The organism is Paenibacillus pseudetheri (assembly GCF_924513355.1).
Classification (GTDB): Bacteria; Bacillota; Bacilli; order Paenibacillales; family Paenibacillaceae; genus Paenibacillus_AQ; species Paenibacillus_AQ pseudetheri.
Window position 1 is genome coordinate 21,298 of sequence record NZ_CAKMAB010000039.1, and the last position, 13,485, is coordinate 34,782.

Sequence of the window (13,485 nt, forward strand, 5' to 3'; positions counted from 1 at the left end):
GACTCCTTTCTAGAATATCGCGTTTTCTTTGCTGATCTTTTTCACAATAGAATTTGTTACAAGCACCATGATAAATCCAACGATCGATTGATATAGACCCGCTGCTGTACTCATCCCTAGGTTTCCTGTCGTACTCATGCTTCGATAGATATAAGTATCGATAACATTCGTTACGGAGTATAGAACACCGGAATCCCGAGGAATTTGATAGAATAGACCGAAGTCAGATCTAAAAATACCGCCAATCGCTAGAATAGTTAGCGTTACCATTAAAGGTTTAAGCAAAGGAAGTGTAATAAACTTAATTTGCTGCCATTTGCTGGCCCCATCAATCATAGCCGCTTCATAGTAGGACTTATCGATACCCGCTATAGCCGCTAAGTAAACAACACTTGAATAACCAATTGATTTCCAAATCCCCATGAAAATTAGGATATATGGCCAAAAGCGAGTATCCCCATACCAGGAAACAGGATCGCCTCCGAAGTAAATAATCACTTGGTTCAAGATCCCTTTATCTACACTCAGGAAACTGAACGTAAAGAAACTAATAATAACCCAAGAAAGGAAGTAAGGCATAAACATCGCCGTTTGATAAACTTTGGCCATCCGTTTGTTCACAAGTTCGTTCAAGGTGATTGCAATGCCCACCGCAAGAACTAAACCGAGAGAGATCAACGCCACGTTATACAGTATCGTATTTCTTGTAATAATATAGGCGTCCTCCGTCGAGAACAAAAAGTTGAAATTTTCAAGGCCAACCCACTTACTATTAAAAACGCTTGCAAAGAATCCGTCCCGATGAATCTTGAAATCCTTAAATGCAATAATGGTTCCGAACATCGGTAAGTAACAAAAGATTAGGAACCATATTGTCCCTGGTAATACCATAAACCATAGTACTTTATCCTTATTTAAGCTTTTGAAAAATGAAGACACTATTCCACATCCCCCTTCTCTATCCCCAAACAATCCCCGTAATACCCTTTCGCTCTTATTTCCTTGCCCCTTTAACTATCTTTAATTCTGCGCTATAAAAGCGGTTTCATAAAGTTGAAAAACTCCAGAATGATATGTAAAAATTAAAGATTGCAAGAAAAACCGACCTCTGCGAGGCTTGAAATCCCTTAAGATTTGAACAAAAAAAGGAAACATTCTCGTGACCAACGTTCGTGAACCCTCCACTTGAACGTGTACCCGGGAACATTTCCTAAATCCTACGCCTTTTCTTTTTTATACATCTTTCGAAGTTCTGTTGGAGATATGCCTACTGATTTTTTGAACTGGCGATAAAAATACGCTGGATCTAGATACCCTACTTCAGCTGCAATTTCATTGGTTAATAACGTAGTTTGAAGCAGCAGTTGTCTTGCTTTTTCAATTCGGAATTGATTCACATAATCAGAGAAGCTTCGCCCCATCTCCTTCTGAAATAGCTGTCCCAAGTAAGTAGGATGCATATTCATTCGCTGACTGAGCGTCTTCAGAGATAGTTCTTCTCTATAATGTTTGCTCACCTGATCCACCATATATCTCATATTCGGACTAAGTTCATCACTCACTTGCGATAATTGGTCCAGCGTTTCGTTCACACTTTCCTGCACATGATGAAGCAACTGCTCAATGGTATGGATACGCAGCAAAGGATTAAACACAGCACTGAAATTACAGTTCTTCTCCATATTCTTAGCGATCAACATTAATTCAATCGCCACGTTGTAATTATCAATGCGTGTAATCACGCCACATCCGAACAGCTTTTGGAACGTTTCTGCGATAAATTGATTTGCCGCCTCACGCTCTCCAGATAATAATAGTTTAGTAAATGCTTCATAATCAATTTCGAGCTTTTCCTCATGTAACACCATCTTCGATAGTTGATCTACATCAATAATCGGGTAGCCCGGCAGCATCAGATGATCCATATATAAACTTTTCGCTTTTTTATAACTTTGTGGCACTTCTTGAAAAGTATATTCCTTACTTCCTATCGTAATCCAGACAGACTTTCCTAATTCATGCATAATCTCATATTGCACTTGTTCCAGCATACAATACATTTCTTCTTTGTTCTCATCTTCAGCCGACTCCGCAACAATAAGAACAAGATCACCTTCCATATCTATAAATACAATAACTGTTCCGCGCTCTGCGACGGACTGCACAGCGATACGATAACATTCTTCCATAAGTTGATTAGGGTGCAGTTGACTCTCATCCTCTTCATGTTCCGTAATAAGCCGAATCGCAGCCACCGTAAAACATGAACAGTCCAGGGAAATATTTAAGACTTTTGAACGATGCAATAGCTCCTGTCGATCTATATTTCCAGTGACCCAACGATTTAGAATATTGTTACGTAAAACCTGCTGATCCTCCTTAGCATGAAATAGTTCAACATCCTCTTGATTGAGGACCTCAACAATTTGCTCAATGGTCGATTCTAATTCTTTTATGTTAATGGGTTTAAGAATATAATTTTCAATGCCTAGACTCATTCCAGCTTTTAAATACTCAAATTGTTCATATCCGCTTAAGATAATAAATCTCATTTTTGAATCAAATGACTTAATTTGTTGAATGAGCTCAAGTCCCGTAAGCTTCGGCATCGTAATATCTGTAATTAATATGTCAATAGCTTCATTATGGCTATGCAGAAATTCTAAGGCTTCTTCCCCATTACTCGCTTGCCCTGCGATTCTTAGTCCATAATCTTCCCATTCGATTACTGAACGTAATCCTTCAAGAATAAGAGGTTCATCATCCACAATAAGTATGTTGTGCATTATTTAATACTCTCCCTTACCACTGGTATATTCATGATGACTGTTGTTCCTACACCTATCTCACTAGCAATCGATAATCCATATTCAATCCCATAATAAAGCTTAATTCGCTCATTCACATTACATAGTCCAAGCGAGGAAGGTGGTGCATCCATTCGCATACTGACTTGAAGTGTTTTTTGAAGCTCCGTTAGCTTACTGGGAATAATCCCATTTCCGTTATCTCTAATAGCAATTTGAATGCTACCTTCTGATTCAGTTACTTCAATACGGATTAAGTTATCAGAGCGTTCGGGCCTGAATCCGTGAACAATATAATTTTCAATGACTGGCTGAATCAGCAATTTAACGATAGAACAATTCATAGCCACTGGACTTATTCGCGACTCAATTTGAAGCTTATCTTTATGCCTAATCTGAAACAGCTCAAGATATAGATTGCAATATTCAATCTCATCAGCGATGGTAACAACCATACTTTTCTTAATCATCGTTCGGAATAAGGTTGATAAAATGTAAATCATCTGACCTACATCCTTCGCACCTTGCGAAATAGCCCGCATCCTTATAGCCTCAAGCGTATTATATAAAAAATGCGGATTAATCTGTGATTGAAGAGCAACGAGTTCTGCATTTTTTTGCGTAATTTCTGAAATGTAAACTTTATTAATATACAGCTCTAGTCTTTCACACATATAGTTAAAATTGTTGGCAATGAGCTGCAATTCATCCTCTCGGTTAAGATGAATGCGCGTGCTTAAGTCGCCTTCCTGTAAGCGCTTCATAGATTTGACGATGATCTTCACTTTTTTTGAGAAACGTAAAATTATTCCGTATGTTATGGACATTGCCGCAACAATAAGTGCTGCCGTAATCCCGATAATCCAATTTCGTACAACCACCATTTCTTTATTGACCTGCGACTTCTGAATGATTCCTGCCACAATAAGACCTGAACTATTCGTTGTATTTAAATTTACTTTGGATAATCCATCCAGTGCAGTCCAGCTGTCTGAATAAAGACCGGCGATATGCGGATACTGTTGTCCCATATACCTTCCTAAGGAATCATATATGACGTCACCGCTTGGTGTTAGAACCAACACTTGACCATTATTCTCTGTATCTTTCGAACCCAGCCATTTTGAAATAAGTTCAGCATCAAAATCTATAATGAGCATACCGATCGTTTTCAATGAAATCGGATCTTTAAGCTCCCTAGTCATCGTATACAAATGGTTATTGTCTTCTCTTATTTCCTTAAGTAATAATTTTTTCTCATGCGAAACCCAACCATTCTTGGGTATGGGTGATTTTTGCTCCGAAATATCCATATCTCTTTTGTAGAGCTGTCGCGTATTATTTTTATATAAATAATAAAATTCTTTCTCAGTGCTGTATAAGATAACGTCAGAAATACCGCTTTTCTGATTCAAATACGTTTTGAAGTAAGTATCGAATGTATGGGGTACGAAGCTCCCAATTTCAGCAAACTGATCTAAACGATATTTTAGATAATCTCCATAATCATGTTGCAAAAAATAGGATAAATCCTCACTTACAGAAGCATCACTATAAATTTGCTGGATGGCCAATTGGATCCCTTCGTACTGCTGATTCATATATAAACTCACGTAATCCAATACCTCACGATTGGCATCAACATGTTGACGCGTGATCGTCTGTTCATAGTATTTATAAACGGTAATGGAAGAGGCGATGAGCGTAATAATGATGATGGATGAATATATAGCTAAAATTTTATTAAACAGTTTTTTTCGTAAATGATTTTGATAAAATTTCTTTATATTCAACAAATTCACCTTCCTTAAAAATCTAGCCTTTAGGATTAGAAGCTTAACACCACCTTTCTTTTTGTGCAATGGGAGCGCATTCATTTTTAGATGTAAATCTTTCCTACTCACATTTTTTTCTAGAGCATGAGTTTACATCTCGCTTAAAATCGTCTATAGTTGGTTTCTACCCCCAAACAAACCTGTAAACACCCTATAAGTCTTATATTCCTCGTCCCCCATTAAGATTATGGAGGGCTATTACTCATGTTTCTAACCAAACGTAAACTCAACTCCCAACTAAACGAGATTTCCGAATATCGTTACCGGGATCGTATACGCATTCCTTTTTTCAATTCTATGATTGACGAACAAGGTGAAATTGCAGCGGAACCACCCGTGGATGGAGAATGGTCTAAGCTACAAGTTGGCGATACCTGGAAAGGCCGCGATTTGTATTTATGGCTAACGACACAGATAGACGTACCCGCCTCTTGGGCAGGACGCAGGGTACTGGGTCGATTTGATTTTGGCGAGACGGGTGCCGGAAACAACTCCGGCTTTGAATCTTTATTCTTTTACAACGGCAAGCCCTATCAAGGTGTAGATTCCAATCATACAGAAGTGTTCTTGCCGGATGAAACGGTAGGTACGCAGCTTCCACTTACCTTCCGTTTATGGTCGGGATTAGAAGGTGGCGGTCCTAAAAAAGATCAGACACATGGCATTCGTATGGCTGAAATTTGTTGGCTGGACGAAGCAACGGATGATTTCTACTTTACCGCACTTGCTGTAGTTGAGACGCTGAACGTACTCGATTCAAAAACACCAGAATATACACAGCTACTAAGTACAGTAGATCGCTCGTTTCTTCTGATTGACTGGTCTCGTCCAGGTTCAGAGGTCTTCTACGCTTCAATCGAGGAAGCTCGTAATTATTTGCGTGATGAAATCAATAAAATGGAAAAGTCATCGCCAGTTACTGTTACCTGTATTGGTCATACCCATATTGATGTAGCTTGGTTATGGCAATTGAAGCATACCCGTGAGAAATGTGCGCGTTCCTTCTCGACCGTACTCCGTCTGATGGAAATGTTCCCTGACTATACTTTTTTACAGACTCAACCTCAGCTTTATGAATACATCAAAAACGATTATCCAGAGATCTACGAGAAGATTCGTGAACGTGTAGCTGAAGGACGCTGGGAAGCTGGCGGTGGCATGTGGCTCGAGGCAGATTGTAACTTGACCTCAGGTGAGTCTCTTGTCCGTCAATTACTCTATGGAACTCGCTTCTTGCGTAATGAATTTGGTGTTGAATGTGATTATTTATGGCTGCCGGACGTATTTGGCTACAGCTGGTCCTTGCCACAAATTCTAAAAAAATCAGGAATTAATACGTTCATGACCACGAAAATTAGCTGGAATCAATACAACCGCATGCCACATGATACCTTCCAATGGCGTGGTATTGATGGCACTGAAGTATTAACACACTTCATTACAACACCAGAGCCTTGGTCTGAAGAAGATTCTTGGTTCTACACCTATAATGGCCGCATCATTCCTAAGACTGTAAAAGGAATTTGGGATACGTACCGGGATAAAGAAGTGAATCGAAATTTATTACTTTCTTACGGATATGGAGATGGCGGCGGCGGGGTTAACCGCGAAATGCTAGAGATGCGCCGCAGACTCAATGATCTCCCAGGACTACCGAAGATTGAAACAGGAACAGCGGGAGATTACTTCCGTAACCTGCAAGACACCGTTGCAAATACAGATCGTTATGTCCATGTATGGGATGGCGAGCTTTACTTAGAATATCACCGTGGCACGTACACTAGTCAAGCCTACAATAAGCGGATGAACCGCAAGCTTGAACTGCTATACCGCGAGGCGGAATGGCTAAACGCACTGCAAAGTGTAGTGTCTGAAGATTGGTCGAACTATCGTCAGACCGATCTAGATGAAGGCTGGAGAATTATTCTACGGAACCAATTCCATGATATTATTCCAGGTTCTTCGATTCGTGAAGTGTATGAAGACAGTACGATTGAATATGCTCAAGCTGAAGCCATTGGTCAATCTGTATGGGAACAATCTACGAACCTACTAGTGAACGGAAGTGAAGCCGGTAAATATACCATCTGGAACAATGCTTCTTGGGAATTGACTGAGCTCGTAGAAATTACTGTAGAGACTGGCATGGAAACAGGACATTGGATAAACTCAGAAGGTAAACCATTACAAGCTCAGCGTGAAGGTGACCGTTGGATCATTGAAGTGTCCGACATTCCTTCTCTCGGATACACCACCATCTCCTTCGTGGCAGATGTGAATTCTGAGCCACTAAGCACTCCATTCAAGCTGAATGAATCAGGAATTTCAACGCCTCACCTTGAAATAACTTGGAACGAGCAAGGTCAATTGTCATCCATCTATGATAAACACGAACAGCGTCAAGTATTAGCTAACGGAAGCCACGGTAACGTGTTCCAAGTGTTTGAGGATAAACCCCTAGCACACGAAGCTTGGGACATTGACATCTACTATCAGCAAAAAATGCGCGAAGTAATCGACTGCCGTAGCATTGAAGTCATAGAAAATGGTTCATTGCGTTGTATCGTACAATTCACATGGAACTATATGGATTCCACGATTAAACAGCAAATGATCTTACATGCTGGGCATCGTCGTATCGACTTCGTGACGAACGTAGACTGGCATGAGAAAAAACAGCTAATGAAAGTAGCCTTCCCTGTTGCGATACGAGCTACCGAAGCCACTTATGATATCCAGTTCGGTAATGTTAAGCGTCCAACACACTGGAACACTAGCTGGGATTACGCTAGATTCGAGACTGTGGGTCATCAGTGGGCAGATTTATCAGATCGTGGTTATGGCGTTAGCTTGTTGAACGACTGCAAATATGGCTACGACATCAAGGATAATGTGATGCGTCTATCCCTAATCAAATCGGCAACACACCCTGACCCTGATGCGGATCAAGGCGAACATTCATTCACCTACTCTATCCTGCCTCATACTGGGGATTGGCTACAAGGTGATACCGTCCGTCAAGCCTGGTCCATCAACAATCCACTGCGGAGCACCATGGGGCAAGCTGATGTGGTAACAAAATCCATGATTCGTCTTTCTACGAATACGGTTATGGTATCTGCCCTTAAGAAATCTGAGGACGGACACAAATTAATCGTACGTGTTCACGACTATTCCGGAAGCCGCCAGCAGATTGATATGACGAGCGACTTGAACATTATTTCATGGCAAGAATGTAATCTAATGGAACGTCCTGAAGGTGAGGTTCACACTGAACCTGTCATTACCTTTGTACTTGAACCTTACGAAATTAGAACATTTGAAATCGAAGTGTAGACAATTGTAGCTAATTAAATGAAGTAACATACAAAAACGGGGTGTCCCTGTAGCCATGGATAAAAGGCTGCGAGGACACCCCATTTTTATGTTCGATTATAATTGTTTCTTTCGCATTTAAGTATACACATTGCGCAATGAGTTAACGTAGCGTATACTCCAATTAAGGGAGAGATGTATATGAGAAGAATGGGGAAAATCACGATATTCACATGCATTGGATTTTTGAGCCTTGCTTTGATTGCTATTCTTGCGATTAGCACTTTTGTGATCAAGAGACCGGCCACCACCACCCCCGTAATCACAGAAGTGAAGCCTTATGAGTGGAATAAAGTCAAGCTGGACGGAAATGTCATTTCAAGTGATGGATCAGAGTATTTTATCTGGAATAAAAAGGGGGAGACTAATAACTGGATCATCTTCTTTTCCGGGGGAGGGGCCAGTTGGGATGCCCAAAGCGCCGCGCACCCAATCAAGCTAATGAACTTTATTAAAGGTGGAGATACAGGCAACTATTTCCCCAACATTCCCTTCTATATGCTGACCTTGCTGAGAGGCATGATGGATACGGATAATCCTGCCAATCCTTTTCATGGCTGGAATGTGGTCTACCTTCCCTATTCGACGGGTGATTTCCATATCGGTAACCGTACGGTTGAATATAAAAAAGAGGACGGCAGCACCATTACAATGCGTTATAACGGCAGCAATAATGTGCGAAGCAGCCTCGATTGGATATATGCCAACGTAGATAAGCCCGGTAAACTGCTGATTGCTGGCGAAAGTGCTGGTGGGTTCGGGTCCGCCTTCTGGGCTCCGGAGATCGCCTCTCATTACAAAGACTCCGAGATCTTCCAATATTCAGACAGTTCCTTCCTGAAATCAGACAAGTGGCCAAATGTTGTAAATAAGGAATGGCAGGCAGACTTCGTTAAGAACTTTGGGTATACCCCCGAAGCGGATATCATCGGGGCAGCATTTAAAGCGAACGGTCATCTACTGCCTGCGAATGCGGTAATATTGCAATCCTACTCGGTATTTGACGAGATTCTGATCCATTTTCAGAACAACATCAACGATTACAAGGGGCCCAGAGATCAACGCATTATTAATGAATGGTCTCAGGAAATGCGGCAATCTGTATCTTCTTTGGCTGCCACTTTACCTAATTATTATTACTATCTGACCGACTATGGGCTAAATGCTAAGACGGGTACAACGCCACATACATTTGCAACCAGAGAGACCTTCTTTCAGGCTGAACAAGATGGTGTGAAGCTTCTGAAATGGCTAGGTGATGCGGTCAACCATCAGAAACCCTATTCCGTGGGCAGCAAGTTCCTCATGACTTCGAAGCCAGCTCAGAAATAGCATAGAATTAGCGAAATACTCGCACAAGGCAGGAGAGAAAATTAATGAATTTGCGTGAAAAGCAGATGCAAATGACGAGGGAAATCATTAAGGATACAGCGCTTAGCTTGTTCTGTGCTCAAGGAATTGAGCGCACGGATATGGCTCAAATTGCAGAACAAGCCGGGGTCTCCCGGCGCACTTTGTATCATCATTATAAGGACAAAGAAGAATTAGCCGCTCAGATCTATGCCCTTAACCTGGAGCGGATGTTTGGACAGCTGCTGTTTGATTTTGATTTTGAACAGCCGGTACAATCACTGGAGAACATTCTGGATAAATATTTGGCTTTAAGAGATCATCAGGAATCACTGATCTACTATGATGCCATTTTTGGAGTTTACTACAGCACGCTTTCTAAGAATCCTGCAGAACTGCCTGACTTTAAGAAGGCCATGGAAGGCTGGTATTCACGGCTTATACTTCTTGAGACAATAGCAGTGGCTCCAGAGGAAAAAAATAAGTGGCTGAACATTCTGCAGAAGTCCACCCATCTGTATTTCATGTATTTACAAAAAGCCGTTATTATTACGCATCAGCGGGGCGGTGTGGTTACGGAGGAAGACCGGGCAACGGACCGGCAATTCAAGGATTTCATCATGTTTGGTGTACGGCATTCCCAGGATTATAAAACCCCTTAACTTCACTTAAAGGGCGTTAGGAACACGGTGTTGAACTCTTCGGGAGGGTCCCGATACCATTATCGCTAATGGATGGACAGATTGCTCTCAAGCTTACTCCAGCTCGGTCCCTATCCCCTTTTCTCTCGCCTTGTTCACGTAATACACCGCTGTAACGATATCGAAGACGGCCATCCCCATCGGGCAGAAGAAGATCGGTTCATCTTCGCCGAAATCAGCTAGGCTGTGGCGCAAGACGACATCGGTAATCATTTGCGTGCCGTCACGAGTCAGCCCCTGCTTCAGATGAAGCTGCTCGATGTCCGTATTCTCCCGGCACACTTCATCCCAATCGTCGACGATTATGGCTTTTACAGAAGCTAACGCCTCCGGCTTATAATCACGCAGTGAAACATTCAACAGAAGACTACCTTTTTCAGGATACAGATCGATATACCGATGTTCTGATACAGTACAAGTAATAAAGATATTCGAATGCTGATAAACGTCCGCCCACGTCTCAGCCACTTCCATCCTATCTCTATAGAGAGATGAGATTCCTGATAAGTCTACTCCCTTGATATCGAAAATTCGGATACGCTCGATTCGATCTCCGTACAGAGCCGTAACCATTTGAGTATGATACTGCCCAATAGGGCCCCAACCAATTATACCGAGATGAATCCGTTCCACTGAACGTGCCTGCATAAAGTAACGGATCATCACTCCGCTGAGGGAAGCAGTTCTTACGATACTGGGGAGCGGCGAGTTCAAGACGGCTGAGGGTTGGCCTGTACTTGGGTCATTTAATACAATGATGCTGTGCGCGCGGGGAAGACCCATCTGAATATTATCCGGAAAGCTAGAAATCCACTTGATCCCCGCAGCGTTGACCTCTCCCCCTAAGTAGGCGGGCATTGCAATAATCCGGTTTCGTGGATTCTTATACCTTAGGTAAGGCTTTACCGGCTGCACGTAATCGCCTGAATCAATGATATTCACAGCAGTTTCTATAGACTCCACAAGAGTAGGCCAATCCACACCTACTGATTGTATATCTCGATCATTTAAGTACAGCATACCGTCGCCTCCTTGCGAAATATACCCTTTCTTACAGCTCAGGGACATCGACGCCTTCAGTCCAAAGCTCCCGTCCGAACTGGCCCTGAACCCATGTGTCTGAGTATACGGTATCGAGGTAGCGCTCTCCCTTATCATGCAGAATGACTGCGCAGACAGCTCCCGGAGTCAAATCCGGCTCCATCTGCTTAACGGCGGCAATGATTCCCCCGGAGGATGCGCCAGCCAGGATGGATTCGTTCTGCGCCAGCATCCGGCAACCTTTTACGATATCTGAATCCGAGACATGCACGATATGGTCGATTATATCTGCTCTGCAAAAAGGTGGCACGATGCCGGCACCCAGTCCCGGGAAGCGCCGTGTACTCTTATTTCCGCCAAAAATCGCGCTTCCCTCTGCATCGACAGCCACGATCTTGGTCCGAAGTCCGTGATCTCTTGCGTATTCCGCAAGACCCCGTATGGTTCCGCATGTACTAACACTGCAAAATAAATAATCCACTCGTTCAAGATCAGTCACGATTTCTTTCATTGTCGTATGGTAGTGAGCTAAATAATTATTTGCGTTCGCATACTGATTCGGCCAGTAGCTGCCCGGTATTTCCGCCAATAACTGCTGCACACGTTTCAGTCTAGCAGGAAGAAACTCTCCTGTTACGGGATCGGGATTGGCGACATAGTCGATTTTGGCATCCAACGCCTTCAGAATTTGCAGATTCGTTTCCGTGGTTCTAGGATCAATAACGCTGATAAAACGCATCCCCAAATACTTACAAATCATGGCCAAGCTGATCGCCATATTTCCAGAGCTCGATTCAATGATGGTGGTTCCCGGACCTATTGTTCCTTCCTTCCATGCCTCTTGAATCATCCGCAGGGCGGGACGATCTTTGGCGCTGCCCCCCGGGTTCATCAGCTCCATTTTTGCATAGACGTCAAACTCACTTTTATTAAACAAGCTCTTCAGCTTGATTAAGGGTGTATTTCCGATAGTCGACAAAATACCGTCAGTGAGGTCCAACTCTGCGCGATCTTTATCTTTCTGGTAATATAGCTTTTTGTTCTTAACCTTTCCGCTGTCCATCGGCTCGTCTTTGCCTACTATAATGACCTCAATATCATCCAGCAGATGGTTTCGAATCATCATGCCGATTTCCGGAATGCATTCCCTAATTTCCTCTTTGATCTTCGGGACAATGGTGTTATCCGCAGATTTACTTTTGATATAAACGCTCAGCGCGTTCTTCCTCACTTTGACCCGAATGATCGCATCTTCAATATGTCGGTATACGACCTGTTCGATATCGTACAGGCTGATTTTCTCCCCGTGCTTCAGCTCCCGACCCACCCGTTTAACGATAGAACTAAAGCTCTGCTTCTCCACACCATCTATCATCACAGACCTAAAGTCCCTTACAACGTCATAGGTAACGAAACGAATAGCTGGCAGCATTTTGCGAACCGTGGAGGTAAGAACAAGAACACTTTCATCATTACTAAGCGGACTTAGTTCTTCGCCAATCTCCTGCGTCCCGATCCCTTCCGCAAAAATCCCATCAGCAAAAATATACCTGCCATGATCATGTGAATAATAAGCAATCGTGCCTATTTCAATAGAGCCATACGTATCTATGATGTCGCACGGTTCAAGACCGAACAGACGGGCCATATTCTGCTGCCACCCTAATGAGGCGATTTCCCCTACCAAAATAATCTTTCGGATTCCAAAAGCCCGCGGATCTCTAGTAGCATGTACGATATGATCAAGGATGGAAGGCATTGTGTAGAGTAAGTCAGGCTTGAAGGTTTGAAGCTGTTCAATATGCTGCTCAATCGGCAATTCGAAGGGAATTGAATGATGTTCCAATCCTAACCGCTCAAAAATGGACAACGCAGTGTTCGCCGCATGCCCAGTACCCATATCCGCCAAAGCGCTAACGCATCCACTTCCCGCAATAAGATCACTATACAGCTTCGTTTTAATATCTATATAGTGCTTATCGTCTTCCTTAGAGTAAAGTATGGCTTTTCGACGGCCAGTGCTTGTACCCGAGGTCCTATATACGGTCAAAGAAGGATCAATGGGTTGATTATAATAATAGGTATCTAGCGTTGTCGACGTCATAAGCGGAAGCGCCTCTAAGCTATAACTCGTTCTTTCGCCGCCGATCAGTCCCTTATACCAGGGAAATATCTCAATTACTTCAAGCAACTTATCCTGCAATTTGTCTTTGTCGAGCAGCATGATGGCCGCCTCCTGTTGACCGCAAGCTGCAGCCCATAGATAAATACCTACCATAATCATATGTAGAGTTCTTTCAGTGTGTTCTACAATTCGGTGGTTGCCCAATCAAAAGCTGAGGCATTTCCGTAATATAGCCTATGGATCTTTTAAGA

Annotated in this window: 8 protein-coding genes; 3 read left to right on the top strand and 5 right to left on the bottom strand. The window is 42.7% G+C overall.

The genetic code is table 11. From position 1 onward, the window contains the following. Nucleotides 1-9 precede the first annotated feature (9 nt). The 3 genes from L1028_RS24860 to L1028_RS24870 all read right to left on the bottom strand — a co-directional run bounded on the left by L1028_RS24860 (nt 10) and on the right by L1028_RS24870 (nt 4,600). Complete coding sequence (locus L1028_RS24860) at nt 10-939, bottom strand: ABC transporter permease (protein ID WP_234540580.1); 930 nt, start codon at nt 937-939, stop codon at nt 10-12. A 278-nt stretch (nt 940-1,217) separates the two neighbouring features. After that, nucleotides 1,218-2,786 (bottom strand): response regulator transcription factor, encoded by a 1,569-nt coding sequence (locus L1028_RS24865; protein ID WP_234540581.1) that lies wholly within the window; start codon nt 2,784-2,786, stop codon nt 1,218-1,220. Next, nucleotides 2,786-4,600: a sensor histidine kinase gene (locus tag L1028_RS24870; RefSeq protein WP_234540582.1), complete on the bottom strand. Its 1,815-nt coding sequence runs from the start codon at nt 4,598-4,600 to the stop codon at nt 2,786-2,788. Before L1028_RS24870 ends, L1028_RS24865 begins: the two co-directional genes overlap by 1 nt. A gap of 246 nt (nt 4,601-4,846) precedes the next feature. Between L1028_RS24870 and L1028_RS24875 the strand changes: the two genes are divergently transcribed. The 3 genes from L1028_RS24875 to L1028_RS24885 all read left to right on the top strand — a co-directional run bounded on the left by L1028_RS24875 (nt 4,847) and on the right by L1028_RS24885 (nt 10,029). Beyond that, the gene (locus tag L1028_RS24875; RefSeq protein WP_234540583.1) at nt 4,847-7,978 is read left to right on the top strand and encodes an alpha-mannosidase; all 3,132 of its coding nucleotides are present in this window, start codon (nt 4,847-4,849) and stop codon (nt 7,976-7,978) included. Nucleotides 7,979-8,158: 180 nt separating this feature from the next. Then, on the top strand, nt 8,159-9,349 hold the full coding sequence (locus L1028_RS24880) for a pectinacetylesterase family protein (RefSeq protein ID WP_234540586.1): 1,191 nt from the start codon (nt 8,159-8,161) through the stop codon (nt 9,347-9,349). Nucleotides 9,350-9,393: 44 nt separating this feature from the next. Next, on the top strand, nt 9,394-10,029 hold the full coding sequence (locus tag L1028_RS24885) for a TetR/AcrR family transcriptional regulator (protein WP_234540588.1): 636 nt from the start codon (nt 9,394-9,396) through the stop codon (nt 10,027-10,029). Nucleotides 10,030-10,122: 93 nt separating this feature from the next. Here L1028_RS24885 and L1028_RS24890 read toward each other — a convergent pair whose 3' ends face one another. Both L1028_RS24890 and sbnA read right to left on the bottom strand, forming a co-directional pair. Next, a complete protein-coding gene (locus L1028_RS24890) occupies nt 10,123-11,088 on the bottom strand; it encodes a 2,3-diaminopropionate biosynthesis protein SbnB (RefSeq protein WP_234540589.1) in 966 nt (321 codons plus the stop codon). 31 nt (nt 11,089-11,119) lie between these two features. Continuing rightward, nucleotides 11,120-13,387 carry a 2,3-diaminopropionate biosynthesis protein SbnA gene (gene sbnA / locus L1028_RS31560; RefSeq protein ID WP_341482580.1) on the bottom strand — a complete coding sequence of 756 codons (2,268 nt, stop codon included), beginning with the start codon at nt 13,385-13,387 and terminating at the stop codon, nt 11,120-11,122. Between the last annotated feature and the right edge of the window lie 98 nt (nt 13,388-13,485).